Source organism: Acinetobacter sp. 742879 (genome assembly GCF_000588535.1).
GTDB lineage: Bacteria > Pseudomonadota > Gammaproteobacteria > Pseudomonadales > Moraxellaceae > Acinetobacter > Acinetobacter pittii.
Map to the genome: position 1 here is coordinate 84,680 of NZ_JFYC01000011.1, position 13,061 is coordinate 97,740.

15 protein-coding genes are annotated in these 13,061 nt (G+C 38.8%); 9 read left to right on the forward strand and 6 right to left on the reverse strand.

Going from position 1 to position 13,061, the window contains the following annotated elements:
- The 4 genes from pepP to J690_RS17675 all read left to right on the forward strand — a co-directional run bounded on the left by pepP (position 1) and on the right by J690_RS17675 (position 4,251).
- Entirely contained in the window at positions 1–1,323 is a 1,323-nt protein-coding gene (gene pepP / locus J690_RS17660; RefSeq protein ID WP_032037264.1) for a Xaa-Pro aminopeptidase, read from the forward strand.
- Positions 1,324–1,354: 31 nt separating this feature from the next.
- Positions 1,355–2,563, forward strand: coding sequence for a 2-octaprenyl-6-methoxyphenyl hydroxylase (gene ubiH, locus J690_RS17665; protein ID WP_032037266.1), 1,209 nt, complete (start codon positions 1,355–1,357; stop codon positions 2,561–2,563).
- Positions 2,560–3,792, forward strand: coding sequence for an FAD-dependent monooxygenase (locus J690_RS17670; protein WP_032037267.1), 1,233 nt, complete (start codon positions 2,560–2,562; stop codon positions 3,790–3,792). Before ubiH ends, J690_RS17670 begins: the two co-directional genes overlap by 4 nt.
- A gap of 207 nt (positions 3,793–3,999) precedes the next feature.
- Entirely contained in the window at positions 4,000–4,251 is a 252-nt protein-coding gene (locus J690_RS17675; protein ID WP_002117665.1) for a hypothetical protein, read from the forward strand.
- 38 nt (positions 4,252–4,289) lie between these two features.
- On the opposite strand, the gene J690_RS17680 is transcribed toward J690_RS17675, so the two are convergent.
- The gene (locus tag J690_RS17680; protein ID WP_032037269.1) at positions 4,290–4,691 is read right to left on the reverse strand and encodes a Cd(II)/Pb(II)-responsive transcriptional regulator; all 402 of its coding nucleotides are present in this window, start codon (positions 4,689–4,691) and stop codon (positions 4,290–4,292) included.
- 65 nt (positions 4,692–4,756) lie between these two features.
- Between J690_RS17680 and J690_RS17685 the strand changes: the two genes are divergently transcribed.
- The gene (locus tag J690_RS17685) at positions 4,757–5,398 is read left to right on the forward strand and encodes a cation efflux transmembrane domain-containing protein (RefSeq protein ID WP_005075543.1); all 642 of its coding nucleotides are present in this window, start codon (positions 4,757–4,759) and stop codon (positions 5,396–5,398) included.
- A 55-nt stretch (positions 5,399–5,453) separates the two neighbouring features.
- On the opposite strand, the gene J690_RS17690 is transcribed toward J690_RS17685, so the two are convergent.
- Positions 5,454–6,056, reverse strand: a complete 603-nt coding sequence (locus J690_RS17690) for a LysE/ArgO family amino acid transporter (RefSeq protein ID WP_002117603.1) — start codon at positions 6,054–6,056, stop codon at positions 5,454–5,456.
- Between the two features lie 105 nt (positions 6,057–6,161).
- On the opposite strand from J690_RS17690, the gene J690_RS17695 reads away from it, so the two are divergent.
- Positions 6,162–7,052: a LysR family transcriptional regulator ArgP gene (locus tag J690_RS17695; RefSeq protein WP_032037271.1), complete on the forward strand. Its 891-nt coding sequence runs from the start codon at positions 6,162–6,164 to the stop codon at positions 7,050–7,052.
- Between the two features lie 2 nt (positions 7,053–7,054).
- On the opposite strand, the gene J690_RS17700 is transcribed toward J690_RS17695, so the two are convergent.
- Together J690_RS17700 and rsmI are read right to left on the reverse strand one after the other, a co-directional pair.
- Positions 7,055–7,441 (reverse strand): hemin receptor, encoded by a 387-nt coding sequence (locus J690_RS17700; RefSeq protein ID WP_032037274.1) that lies wholly within the window; start codon positions 7,439–7,441, stop codon positions 7,055–7,057.
- A 99-nt stretch (positions 7,442–7,540) separates the two neighbouring features.
- Positions 7,541–8,377 (reverse strand): 16S rRNA (cytidine(1402)-2'-O)-methyltransferase, encoded by an 837-nt coding sequence (gene rsmI, locus J690_RS17705; RefSeq protein WP_005075551.1) that lies wholly within the window; start codon positions 8,375–8,377, stop codon positions 7,541–7,543.
- A gap of 210 nt (positions 8,378–8,587) precedes the next feature.
- On the opposite strand from rsmI, the gene J690_RS17710 reads away from it, so the two are divergent.
- The 3 genes from J690_RS17710 (at position 8,588) to J690_RS17720 (ending at position 10,643) form a co-directional block, all read left to right on the forward strand.
- Positions 8,588–8,989, forward strand: coding sequence for a YraN family protein (locus J690_RS17710; protein WP_032037276.1), 402 nt, complete (start codon positions 8,588–8,590; stop codon positions 8,987–8,989).
- A 79-nt stretch (positions 8,990–9,068) separates the two neighbouring features.
- Positions 9,069–9,776 (forward strand): BON domain-containing protein, encoded by a 708-nt coding sequence (locus J690_RS17715; protein WP_002117601.1) that lies wholly within the window; start codon positions 9,069–9,071, stop codon positions 9,774–9,776.
- Between the two features lie 3 nt (positions 9,777–9,779).
- Positions 9,780–10,643, forward strand: a complete 864-nt coding sequence (locus tag J690_RS17720) for an alpha/beta hydrolase (protein WP_014206106.1) — start codon at positions 9,780–9,782, stop codon at positions 10,641–10,643.
- Positions 10,644–10,671: 28 nt separating this feature from the next.
- Here J690_RS17720 and nudC read toward each other — a convergent pair whose 3' ends face one another.
- Together nudC and J690_RS17730 are read right to left on the reverse strand one after the other, a co-directional pair.
- A complete protein-coding gene (nudC, locus tag J690_RS17725; RefSeq protein WP_005070517.1) occupies positions 10,672–11,415 on the reverse strand; it encodes an NAD(+) diphosphatase in 744 nt (247 codons plus the stop codon).
- The gene (locus tag J690_RS17730; protein ID WP_032037277.1) at positions 11,415–13,058 is read right to left on the reverse strand and encodes a hypothetical protein; all 1,644 of its coding nucleotides are present in this window, start codon (positions 13,056–13,058) and stop codon (positions 11,415–11,417) included. Before J690_RS17730 ends, nudC begins: the two co-directional genes overlap by 1 nt.
- Positions 13,059–13,061: the final 3 nt, after the last annotated feature.

Below are 13,061 nucleotides of genomic sequence, written 5' to 3' on the forward strand. Positions count from 1 at the left end.
ATGAAATTGCCTCAAGCTGATTTTCAACATCGTAGAGACCGTTTAGCAGAAAAAATGGGTCCTAACAGTATTGCAATTATTGCAACGCGTGAGGAGATGTACCGTAATCGTGATGCGGATTATAAATTCCGTGCCGATAGCAGTTTTTTCTATTTGACGGGCTTTGCTGAGCCTGAGGCAGTTGCAGTTATTGAAACTTTTGAGGATGTAACTGACTATAGCTATAGTCTTTTTTGCCGTGAACGTAACCGCGAGATGGAAATCTGGAACGGTTACCGTGCTGGAATTGACGGTGCAATCGAAGACTATGATGCAGATGAGGCCTATGCAATTGATCTGCTTGATGAAGAAATTATTGAAAAGTTATTAAATAAAGAACGCCTTTATTATCGGATTGGGCAAAATGCTGCGTTTGATGCACGAGTGAGCCAGTGGATTAAAAAAGCAGATGCTGAGCATCGACATCAAGGTGCTCCAGCTCAACTGGTACAGCTCGACCGTATTGTTGATGAAATGCGTTTAATCAAGTCATCACAAGAACTTGAGCTGATGCAAACTGCTTCAAAAATTAGTGCTCAGGCACATACTCGTGCGATGCAGATGGTGCGGCCAGGTATGATGGAATATGCGCTTGAAGCCGAGCTCAATTATATATTTGGGCAAAACGGCTGTGTCCCATCTTATAACAGTATTGTTGGTGGTGGGGCTAATGCCTGTATTTTGCACTATGTTGAAAATAACCAACCTCTTAAAGACGGTGATTTAGTCTTAATTGATGCGGCATGCGAATATGAGTTCTATGCCTCAGATATTACCCGTACTTTTCCGGTCAATGGTAAGTTTAGTGCTGAACAAAAAGCATTATATGAAGTTGTATTGGCTTCTCAATATGCAGCGATTGATGCAGTACGCATTGGCAATTCGTACCGTGAGCCTCACGAAGTAGCCGTTAAAATTTTAACTGAAGGCTTGGTTGCTTTAGGCTTACTCAAAGGTGATGTTAACGAACTTATCGAAACCGAAGCATACCGTCAATTTTATATGCATGGTACAGGCCATTGGTTAGGAATGGATGTACATGATGTCGGGTCTTACAAAAAAGGTGAAGACTGGCGTCAATATGAAGAAGGTATGGTCGTTACCGTTGACCCCGGCCTATACATTGCACCAGACGATGAAACTGTAGATAAAAAATGGCGTGGTATTGGTATTCGTATTGAAGATGATGTGGTCGCAACGTCGAAAGGACCACGAGTTTTAACTGCTGATGTAGTTAAAAATATTGCAGATATTGAACATTTAATGGCGCAAGCTAAATCATAATTAAACGTATTCGCCAAAGGAGCACAACTCGATGCAACAACAAGTGATTATTGTAGGTGGGGGAATGGTTGGACTTAGCCTTTCACTCATGCTGGCGAAGGCTAATATTGCAGTAAAGCTGTTAGAAGCTGTGAAATACCCAAACTATGATGATCAAAATGTTGCCCCTTATCATTCCAGTTTTGATGCGCGTAATACGGCTTTATCGCGTCGTAGCGTCCAGATTTATCAGAAGCTGGGATTATGGGATGCATTACAGCAGCACGCGACTCCAATTTTACAAGTTCACATTACTGAACAAGGCAGTTTTGGTAAGGCACGATTAATTGCAGAACAAGAAAAAGTCGAAAGCTTTGGGCAGGTGATTGAAAATGCTTGGCTGGGTCGTGTTTTATTGACTCAAGTACGTCAGCAACCTTTGATTGAGCTGATTGATGGCGTTCAAGTGACTGCTTTAACTCAAGATGCTGAGCAAGTACATATTGAAGCCAAGCGTGGCGATGAAGTTTTAAAACTTGAATCAAAACTATTAATTGCCGCAGATGGGCGTGACTCTTTCTGTCGTCAGGCAATCGGCGTTGGTGTAGATGTTCATGATTATGATCAGGTTGCAATTGTCACTACCGTTCAGACTTCAAAACCCCATGAGCAAGTAGGTTTTGAGCGTTTTAGTGCATTAGGTCCTTTAGCGTTGTTGCCTTTACCGGGTGAATATCGCCGTTCGGTTGTATGGCCTGTTAAAAAAGGCACTGAAAGTGAGTGGTTAGGCGATGAAAATGATCAGCATTTCTTAAGTGCGTTACAACAAACTTACGGTGACCGAGCTGGTAAATTTGAAAAAACGGGTAAACGCTTTAGTTATCCGCTTTCACAAGTGCTCGCACATAAACAAGCTGTAGGTCGTGTTATTTTGATGGGTAATGCAGCGCATACAATCCATCCTGTTGCAGGACAAGGTTTTAACCTATGTCTACGTGATGCGGATGTTTTAGTACGGTATTTAGTGAACCAGCTAAGCGCTTCTGACGATATTGGTAACCCAGATAATTTACTGGCTTATGAACAAGCTCGTTTGTCAGATCAACAACGAGTGATTAAGTTCTGTGACACCGTGGTTCGTGGTTTTAGTAACCAAAATCCATTATTAAAATTAATTCGTAATACGGGATTAATTGCATTTGATGTCATTCCAGGTGTTAAACCACTAGTAGCGAACTATGCAATGGGGCTAAAAGCATGAGTGAAGTGTTAGATGTTGTCATTTTTGGTGGTGGACTGGTTGGTGGTTTAACAGCTTTATTACTTGCGCAAGGTGGTGTACAGCCTACTGTGCTTGATGCTGCTCCTATACTGGGTGTTGAAAAAACACTAAGTGTGATGAACCCGCGTGTTTTAGCACTGAGCCAAGCGACCATTCATTTACTTAAAACTGTCAATGTTTGGGATGATTTGGCACGTCAAATGCCATATACAGGTATGCAAGTGTGGAATCTGAATGGCTATGGTGAAATTAATTTTGGTCACGAGTCCGTACAAAGACCAATGCCAGAACAGACCTTGGGTTCTATGGTTGAGCCAAGTGTGTTGAATGTTGCTATTCAACAAAAAATGCTTGAGCAGTTAACAGACTATCGTACTCAAGTTCGTGTGACTCGCATTGAGCAGGGTGTTAGTTGTTGGCATATTCAATTGGCAGATGGTACGACACTTAAAACAAAACTGCTGATTGGTGCAGATGGTGCCAATTCATTTGTACGAGAACAGGCCTTTATTGACCTAGATGTCTTAGATTACAAGCAAGCAGCGATTAGTTGTGCCATTAAAACATCTAAACCCCACAATCATGTTGCTCGTCAAATTTTCTTACCTACAGGGCCTTTAGCTTATTTGCCGATGGCTAGTCTTGAAGAAAGTGAAAATGGCTACTGGCAGTCAATTGTCTGGACACTACCTGATGATTATGCCGATGAATATTCTGCTTTAACCGATCATGAATTTATGCAGCTTTTAACTCGTGAAAGCCAACATATGTTGGGTGAAGTGTTAGATGTACGTTCAAGAGCCCAATTCCCGCTCAAAGCGCGCGCTGCAAAACAGTATGTGAAAGCTGGTTTAGCTTTAATTGGGGATGCAGCACATGTTATCCATCCACTTGCTGGACAAGGCGTAAATATTGGTTGTTTAGATGCAGCTGTACTCTGTGATGCATTACTACATGACTTAGCGCGTGGCGTATGGGCAAATGAACAGACATTGTTGCGTTATGAGCATCGCCGTAAAGGCCAAAATGATGCAATGATGCATAGCATGTCGGCAATTGGTTGGTTGGAAAGTAGTGAGCTATTTCCATTTATCTGGGCTCGGAATGTGGGACTCAAGCAGGTTGAACAAATTTCCTTCTTAAAAGAGCGTTTTATGCAACAAGCAAACGGTTTAGGGTCTTTACAAAACACCCAGTATAGTCGTTAAAATAATTACGAAGTTTATGCTCTACTGGTCTAAATAAATATCAGTAGATATTTTTTAAGCAATCATTTATATATCATTACCAATTGGGTTGAAAAAGATACACATTTGACCAATTTGGCTCTTTGCTAAATGCAAAGAGATTGCTAAATTTCTGAGGTCTTGGGACCATAGCGATGATGCAATAGAAATCATTCTGGGGAGTGAAAAATGTCAGATATCAATGATTATGAAGATGCAGAAGATTCTGCTGTAGATGAAGATGAAGCGAAAGCAGCTGAAAGCGGTGCAGCTGATGAAGAAGCAAGCAGTATTAATGATACTGATATTGCTGAGGCAGAAACACTGACTGTGACTGCTAAGCAAAAACAGCGCCAAGCGCTGGAAGATGAAGTTGCCGCATTTTTAGCTCGCGGGGGGAGAATTACTGAAGTTCCTCCAGATGAACATAGCGACCATTAATCCTAAAAAGCATCACATGAGTGATGCTTTTTTTATTTTTAAGGTGCGTTTTGAAGTTCTTTCAAAATCCCGCATTCATCTACTGTTCGGTTGGTAGAGCAGTGCTGTTTTAAATCAATCAAAGATTCTTTTAAAAGTAATAATCGTTCGATTTTTTCTGATACTTCTTTTAAGTATTTATCGACTAAATTATCAATTTCTGTGCAGGCCTGTTTAGGCTGAGTTTTCATTTCTTTTAATGTTTTAATATCACTTAGTGAAATATCTAATTCACGGCAATGCTTAATAAATAAAAGGTCTGCAAGTGTTTGTTCGGTGTAAATACGATAATTATTTTCTGAACGTTGGATGCGATCAAGTACACCTACTTTTTCGTAATAACGGATCGTATCAATTGGAATATCCGCTTTTTTTGATAATTGACCAATAGAAAAACTCATAAGACTTGACTCTGGAGCTACTCGAGGGTTTTTAATCACTATAAAAGAGTTTTTGAGGAAATAAAATGGCTGGATGTGGTTGTGCTTCAACATGTTCTCCTTCAAAGAAAGTGAGTCCACGTTTTAGAAAAGCATTATGGATCGCACTTGTGATCAATGCCTTAATGTTTGTGGTGGAAATATTGGGAGGTTATAAGGCCCAATCTGTTTCACTTTGGGCAGATGCATTGGACTTCGCCGGAGATGCAGCAAACTATGCACTATCTTTAGTCGTTCTTTCGATGAGTTTATATTGGCGTGCGACAGCGGCATTAGTTAAAGGAATAACGATGGCGGCTTTCGGTGTTTTTGTCATTGCGAAAGTGGTCTGGTCGTATTTTTATGGTGTTTCACCCGAACCAATGGTGATGGGGGCAATTGGTGTAATGGCTCTAATTGCTAACGTTTCTGTGGCGCTTATGCTTTATGCATTTCGTGATGGTGATGCCAACATGCGCTCTGTTTGGTTGTGCAGTAGAAATGACTCAATTGCCAATATTGCTGTAATTTTAGCGGCCGTTGGGGTATTTGGAACAGGCAGTGTCTTTCCCGATTTATTTGTTGCCTTTGTCATTGCATACTTAGGTGTATCTTCTGGCTATGCTGTTATAAAACAGTCACAACAAGAAAGAAAACAGGCAAGAGTTATAGTTGCGAGTGAAGCGTAATACTAAAGAGTAATAAAAAAGGATCTTTTTATGATCCTTTTTTAATTTTAAGCCGTTAAAACAAGAGGGTTATAGCGATACTCCACATAACGCAACCAATAATGAAATCTAAAATTTTCCAAGCTTTGGGATTGGTAAATAGTGGCTTTAATAATCTTGCACCATAGCCCAGACTAAAAAAGAAAACCCAAGAGGCAAGAATGCTGCCCAAAGCAAAACTCACTTTGTCTTCAAGCTGAGTTGCAACTGAACCAATCAGAACAATAGTGTCTAAATACACGTGAGGATTAAGCCAAGTAAAGGCAAGACAGGTGACTAATGCTTGGGTTAAAGTCTGTTTTTGACTGCTATCAAGGTCCATACTTTGGGTGGTCTTAAATGCAGCATAAAATGCTTTAGCACCGTAAACTAATAAAAACGTTGCCCCTAAATATTTAGCTACGGTAATTAAGATAGGTGATGCCGTCATGATTTCGGCAAAGCCTAATACACCACAGGCAATTAAAATTGAGTCGGACAGAGCGCAGATTAAACACAACCAAAATACATATTGCTGTTTAAGTCCTTGTTTTAGGACAAAAGCATTTTGAGCTCCAATTGCTACGATAAGCCCACTGCCAATACCGAAACCTTTAAAAAATATACTAAGAGAGAACATAACAATAAGGTGGAAAAATCAGATATGGGAATTATCTGACTTTTTATCAAAAAATAAGTAAAATTAAGAATATTTAGGTTTGGCTAAAAAAAATTTAGGTTTGATATGTTAGATAGCAAACAATGTGAAGCCTTTCTTGCAGTCGCAGAATTGGGAAGTTTTGATGCGGCAGGGGAGCATTTATATATTACACCCTCAGCAGTGTCCTTACGCGTACAGGCTTTAGAAAAGTATTTAGGACAAATTCTAATTATACGGGGGCGCCCGTGTGTGCTCACTCAAGCGGGGCAAACTTTATTGCAACATTTACGTCATACGAGATTAATGGAGCAAAATTTATTACAAGGTTTGATGGGAAAATCATCAGAATCTGAATTTTATAAAATTGCTCTAGCTTCAAATGCAGATTCATTAGCTACTTGGCTTTTACCAAATATTCAGCAAACGCTTTTTAAAGAAAAAATAGTATTAGAACTAAAAATTGATGATCAATCTCACACGCACACTTTATTGGAGACAGGACAAGTCAATGCCTGTATTTCGGCAGAAGAGCAGGTCATGTCAGGTTGTTTAGCTCAACCACTAGGAAAAATGCGTTATAAAATGTTGGCCTCTGCTGAATTTGTAAATAAATGGTTCAGTGCTGGAGTGAATAGAGACGCATTAAGAAAAGCACCAGCAGTTATTTTTAATCATAAAGATTTAATGCATTCAGAGGTTCTATTAAAAGGATACGGTTTACCGATGCAAAGTTATCCTTATAGTTTTATTCCAGCAACAGATGCTTTCGTCAAAGCAATTCAATTAGGTTTAGGCTATGGCATGGTGCCCGAGTTGCAGGTTCAGCCACTACTCGAAAATGGAACACTTGTTGATATTATGCCTGAAGCCGAACTTGATGTTCCTTTATATTGGCACCACTGGAAAAGACAGTCGCAGCAACTTGATGTATTAACTGAGACAATTGTTCAGTCAGCAAAAAATATCTTGAGATAAATTTAAGTCCGTGAGCGGGCATAAAAATTTGAAACATGCTGAATATAAAACTCTATATCTTGTGTTGAGTAACCTAAAAGTTGTCCGATTCTACGGTCAAGCTCTAAGCGATCTTCGAGCTGAGTCTCCTTTAGTGATTTTTCAATACATAACACAAGTTCATTTAAATTTGCTAAAGGTGCATCTTTGTAGATCAGCATAATTGAAAATGGTAAAGGTAAAGAGGTTTCAATATCTTTACTCAGCATAGATAAAGTACCTTGCTCGAGATGCTCTAAAAACTCGGTAGGTAATAGATCATAAAACAAAGCGATAGGTTTCTCGCCTGAAAGTAATAATTCTAGTTCACACTCTTCATGCGGCCCAAGTTTTCCAAGCTGTACAGTCATGTAAATACTCTTATTTTTATCTTTAATATTATTATGCAAAATTCATGCACAGTGATGATGAAGGCTATTTATTGTTCATCACTGTGCTTAATCAAAAGATTAAGATTGTGTTAACTCAAGCGCACGTTGATAAGCGACTTTTTTCTTAACTCCTGTTAAATCAGCAGCCAGTTGAGATGCCGCTTTAACAGATAAATCTTGAAGTAAGCGCTTTAAAAGCTCATCTAGTTTTTCTTGTTCCAGATCTGTTTTTTCTGGTGCACCGCCAACTACAAGAACAATTTCGCCTTTTTCTTGGTTGTGATCATTTTCTATAAAACTGACCAAATCTTTTAAAGTCATTTTTTTGATGGTTTCAAAGGTTTTGGTAATTTCACGTGCGAAACCTACAGGGCGGTTTTCACCAAATACCTCAGCCATATTTTTTACACATTCTAAAATACGGTGTGGTGCTTCATAGAAAATTAAGGTCTGAGTTTCATTTTTGAGTTTTTCTAATTGAGAAATACGTTGAGAAGCTTTTGATGGCAAAAATCCTTCAAAACTAAAACGATCGCTCGGTAGACCTACTGCACTTAGAGCGGCAATTGCAGCACATGCGCCAGGCACAGGAACAACTTTAATGCCATGTTCTTGAGCAGCTCGAACTAACTTAAAACCAGGGTCACTAATAAGTGGTGTACCGGCATCACTAATTAAAGCAATGTTATCGCCTGCAAGTAATTTTTGAACTAACTGCTCAATTTTATTACTTTCATTGTGGTCATGACATGCAGTAAGTTGAGTCGATATATTATAGTGCTTAAATAATTGTGCTGATTGACGTGTATCTTCGGCAGCTACGATAGAAACTGATTTTAAAATATCAATTGCACGGAAAGTCATATCATCTAAGTGCCCGATTGGGGTGGCTACAACGAATAACTGAGCACTCATTTGGTTTTACTCCGTACAGATAAACAATTTTAATGGGGGTAGTTTACCCGAAATTATGATTTGGGCGTGAACAATGTCTGCCAAGCTTTGCTTTTCCAAAATGATCTGATCTTCATTTGTTCAATTTAGATCAGAAAGTACGGGTGGATTTAACGAAATAATTTAAGCATCAAAATATGTATTGCTACTTTTAATTTGGGGAAGATAAGAATGCTATTAGCGCAGCAGTTGGGTAAATGGGCAGAGCAAACGGCTTTAAACCTGTTACAAAAGCAAAACTATGTATGGGTAACCAGTAATTACCATTCACGCGGTGGTGAAGTGGATTTGATTGTTAAAAGAGGGCAAGAGCTGGTTTTTGTTGAGGTAAAGGCACGTACTATAGGAAATTATGGACAGGCTTGCGAAATGGGGACAAGAACAAAGCAGAAGAAAATTATTAAAACCGCGATGCGTTTTTTACAGCGCTACCCATCTTATCAGGATTTTTATTGTCGTTTTGATGTGATTTGTTTTGATTTTCCACAGAAAATTGCAAAAACAGTACAGCAAGACTTTTCAAATTTCCATTATGATCTGCAATGGATCGAAAATGCATTTACTTTGGATTAAGAGTTCATTACTCTTTTGAGCAAATTAAAACCGATGTTTTATGATCAAGCCAAGAAGAGATTGATAGGAGTCTGGTGGAGTGTTGAAACGTATTGCTGTAACAGCGCTTTGTGTCGCAAGTTTGTCAGGTTGCGCAAGTTTTATTTCTGGTGGAACAGGTACAGCTCCAGTCGGAACAGATAGTGGTGTACGTAGCTTAGGTCAGGTATTCATTGATTCTTCAATTAAACGTACAGCGAATATTAACCTCTATAAGCTTGATCAGCGTTTTAAACAATCACGTATTAATATCGAAAGTTTCCACAGTACTGTTTTATTAACAGGACAAGTGCCAGACCCATACTTGAAACAATTGGCAGAAGACAATCTTAAAGCCATGAGTGATGTAAAAGCTGTACATAACTACATTACCGTGGGTAATAAGGTCAGCTATAACACGATCATGCAAGATGCTGGTGTAACTGCAAATACACGTGCTCTATTAATGAAAGCACCAGTTGTATCGGACAGTAAAGTACTTGTCCATACCGAAGACGGCGTACTTTATGTAATGGGCCGTTTAAATACAGCTGAAATTAATGATTTAAATAATGTGCTTCAAAATGTTGGTAACGTGACCAAAATTGTGACACTCATTGATAACGTTGATTTAGCACCTGCGCCAGCGGCGAGTACTGCTAGTGCAACGACTACACCAATTATTAATAACGTCATTGCTCAACCAACAGTTCAAACTCCTGTTGCAATTGATCCTGACCAAACAGATCCAGCTTCGAATGCACAGTAATATATGAATCTGATTGAACAACTACAAAGTAAAATTGAACAGGCGCGAACTCTTTATAAAGAGTTCCGCCTTTATGATTTGGGGAGTTTTGCTTTAAACCGTTTTACGCCAAAAGATGGTTTTGAACAGGTCGCAAATGTACGTTATGGTCTAAAGCCGCGTCACCGTTTGGATATTTACCGATCTGTTAAAAAACTAGCACATCAGCCTCTTATTGTTTTTGTACATGGTGGTGCTTGGCAACATGGTAATAAGCGAGATTATCTTTTTATTGGTGAGACGTTTGCTAAAGAAGGTTATGACGTTGCAGTTATCAACTATCAATTAGCGCCTAAAAATATTTTTCCGAGTTTTGTTGATGACCTGACTCAGGCATTGAATTATTTACATCAAAACCAAGACAAACTAGAAATTTCTACAGAAAATGTTGTGCTTATGGGACATTCGGCAGGGGCATTTAATGTAATGTCTGCTGTTTATCACCCAACGCCAAATCCTATTCAATGTTTAGGAAATATTAAGGCGATTTTCGGTTTAGCTGGACCTTATCATTTTGATTATAAGGGTGATCCACTAGCTGAAGATGCTTTTGATCAAAGCATTTCTTATCAAGAAGTGATGCCATACTATTTCGTCAATCAAAATAGTATTAAACATTACTTGCTCATGGCTGAAAATGATCAGCTTGTCGGCAAAGAAAATACGTTGGATTTGGATCGGGCTTTAAGACAGAGTGGAAATCACAGCCATATCGCTGTGATTCCTAAAACTGGACATATTACAATTTTGGCCAGTCTTTCTAGCTTTATTAGCCACTATTTCAGAACAAAAAGAACGATCTTACATTTTCTCGAAGAAGTGTTTTAAACGAGACTCTCGTTTAAAACACGGCAGATTACCCAGCTTGGGTAATCTGCATAATCATTGAATGCGCAATACTTCCTTTAAACGGAATCTCAGGTAATTGATCAATTTTGAAGAATTGGGCATCTGCAATTTCTTCTTCTTGAAGCTTAATTTCCCCCGACTCATATTCTGCCCGAAATGCCACCATAAGGTTACTTGGGAATGGCCAAGGCTGGCTGGACATATACTGAATATTTTTAAGTTTTAAACCTACTTCTTCAAAGGCTTCACGTTGTACTGCCTCTTCAAGTGTTTCGCCTACCTCAACAAAACCTGCAATCAAACCATACATATTGGTTTTGTTATGAACTGACTTAGCCAGCAAGATTTCATCATCACCACGAGTAATGACGGTAATAATGCAAGGGTTTACACGAGGATATTGGTGGTAGCGACAAGAAGGGCATACCATTGCATATTCGGTTGGATGAACTTCTGTCGGATGTCCACAGTGGCTACAAAACTTATGGTTACGTCGCCATTCAAGTAATTGAACAGCACGGCTCGCTTGCAAAAACTGTTCTTTCGACCAGCTGGTAATAAGCTGGCGAATTGGGACAAGTTGTAAGCCTTCGGGGATAGGTTCCTCAGCAAGCAAGTCACGTGCAATGACTTGCTCATCATGAGTGAAAAGTAAATCACTTGCTAACTTTTCGACTTTGGGTAGTTGGAGATTCTGGTCAACCAGTAATTGTTGATGATGGAAAATATAAGCAAGTGATAATTCAGACATTAAGCTGCCTTTTTTTGAAGTTGTTGACTACTCGACAATGCTACATTAAACATGGATTGTAGAACAGGTTGTTTATTTTTTAAATTGTCAACTAACATGTCAATGCCTGCTAATACGTTAAAAATACAGTGAATTTGGTCTGTATTAAAAGGCTGGTTTTGTTCAAGTTGCTCTTGAACAAATTGGGCAGTTTGGAGTAAAGCATGTTGTTGCGTCGTACTTCCTAAAAATTCAGCTGCACCCGCTAACTCTTTTAATGAACCTGCAATGGCTTCAATATTTTGTGTCTGATCATTGGCATACAAAGTAAGACTCTGACAGATAAAATCAATTAAATTTTTTGTCTCGGTAAGCAAAGCTTGATGAGCTTCATCAAGACGGTCTAAAGAAATCGCCGTATTATTTACGCTAAGTTGTAGACGATTTGACGTGTAATTGCGTACCAAAATACCAATTGAGTTCATAGCAGATAAAATGCTGTTCATCAGCTGCTGAGCATAGTTTTCATCACTTAAAATGTTAAGTTGACTTAAACTGCTGGCTTGTTGAGAAAGAGCAGATGCGGCTTCATCAAGGTTTAGAAGTTTAAAGGTATGAGCCAATTGTAAAAGGCTCACTTGTAGTTGCTGTGCTTTTTCAGGCGACATATTTTGATAGTTGTATTCAATATCGTTCCGCACCTTATTCATTTCATCTAAGATTAATTGGCTGACTGTGTGCATCGTGTCAAAGTCCGGACCAAAGAGATGGCGACTTAAAATGAGTAATTGAGTATCAGTTGGTGTTTCATCACCAATATGAAGCTGGTTACGAATATGGTGAGCAATCTCATCTTCTTGAGCAATAACAATACTTAAAATATCTGCGAAGGCAGCTAAATTGGGCTCAAAACTTTCGGGCGCTGCTAAAAATAGAGCAATATGACTTTCAATATTAATCAGTACACGTAGACGTGAATCATTTAAAAGTAGGTTATCAATATGGTTAAAAGCATAATTGACGAGCTGCCAATACTTTTGGCTTGGCTGAGTGTTCGCCATGCTGACCAAATAGGTTGCAATAAGTTTAAAGGCTTGAAAATTCTGAGCTGAAGCTGTCTTTTTTAAAAATTGGTGTAGAGATAGTTTGTATAGTTGATGGATGAACTGAGTTTTTTCACTAATTAATATTTCAGGCAAGGGCAGTTCAAGCGAAGTATTTGCAAGTAAAGGAACAATAGCTTGTCCGGAGGTAGTCAGTGGCTTATTTAAAGCCAATTCTAAATTATTTAAGGTCGTAAGAAGAAATTGTGGAACTTGTATTTCACGCAAACAGATAAATTCAATATAGCGCTTTACCATGGTTGTGCCTTCACTTAGGGCAACGACATCATCAGTATTAATTTGGGCTGGATTCGCAATAATTTTTTGCATCAACTCAGTCGAATATTGAGTGATTTTTGCAAGATAAGGAACATCAATTAAGCGTAGAACTTGAGTGCATTGTTTAAATTGTTCTAATGCATCATCAATACCAAAAGGGAGAGCCTGTTCTTCAATTAAGGTACTTACTGCACCTTCAACCAGTTTTATTGAACGATCAATTTCATGTTTAATGATGAGTAAAGCTGTTGGATCGAAATGAATCGACGTATGCTCAGACATAAA

What these genes read in the sequence shown, in the direction of transcription:
- J690_RS17720 (WP_014206106.1), top strand. Translation starts at nt 9,780, where the DNA reads ATGAATCTGATTGAACAACTACAAAGTAAAATTGAACAGGCGCGAACT.
- J690_RS17675 (WP_002117665.1), top strand. Translation starts at nt 4,000, where the DNA reads ATGTCAGATATCAATGATTATGAAGATGCAGAAGATTCTGCTGTAGAT.
- ubiH (WP_032037266.1), top strand. Translation starts at nt 1,355, where the DNA reads ATGCAACAACAAGTGATTATTGTAGGTGGGGGAATGGTTGGACTTAGC.
- J690_RS17685 (WP_005075543.1), top strand. Translation starts at nt 4,757, where the DNA reads ATGGCTGGATGTGGTTGTGCTTCAACATGTTCTCCTTCAAAGAAAGTG.
- J690_RS17690 (WP_002117603.1), bottom strand. Translation starts at nt 6,056, where the DNA reads ATGTTCTCTCTTAGTATATTTTTTAAAGGTTTCGGTATTGGCAGTGGG.
- J690_RS17700 (WP_032037274.1), bottom strand. Translation starts at nt 7,441, where the DNA reads ATGACTGTACAGCTTGGAAAACTTGGGCCGCATGAAGAGTGTGAACTA.
- pepP (WP_032037264.1), top strand. Translation starts at nt 1, where the DNA reads ATGAAATTGCCTCAAGCTGATTTTCAACATCGTAGAGACCGTTTAGCA.
- J690_RS17695 (WP_032037271.1), top strand. Translation starts at nt 6,162, where the DNA reads ATGTTAGATAGCAAACAATGTGAAGCCTTTCTTGCAGTCGCAGAATTG.
- rsmI (WP_005075551.1), bottom strand. Translation starts at nt 8,377, where the DNA reads ATGAGTGCTCAGTTATTCGTTGTAGCCACCCCAATCGGGCACTTAGAT.
- J690_RS17730 (WP_032037277.1), bottom strand. Translation starts at nt 13,058, where the DNA reads ATGTCTGAGCATACGTCGATTCATTTCGATCCAACAGCTTTACTCATC.
- J690_RS17710 (WP_032037276.1), top strand. Translation starts at nt 8,588, where the DNA reads ATGCTATTAGCGCAGCAGTTGGGTAAATGGGCAGAGCAAACGGCTTTA.
- J690_RS17670 (WP_032037267.1), top strand. Translation starts at nt 2,560, where the DNA reads ATGAGTGAAGTGTTAGATGTTGTCATTTTTGGTGGTGGACTGGTTGGT.
- nudC (WP_005070517.1), bottom strand. Translation starts at nt 11,415, where the DNA reads ATGTCTGAATTATCACTTGCTTATATTTTCCATCATCAACAATTACTG.
- J690_RS17680 (WP_032037269.1), bottom strand. Translation starts at nt 4,691, where the DNA reads ATGAGTTTTTCTATTGGTCAATTATCAAAAAAAGCGGATATTCCAATT.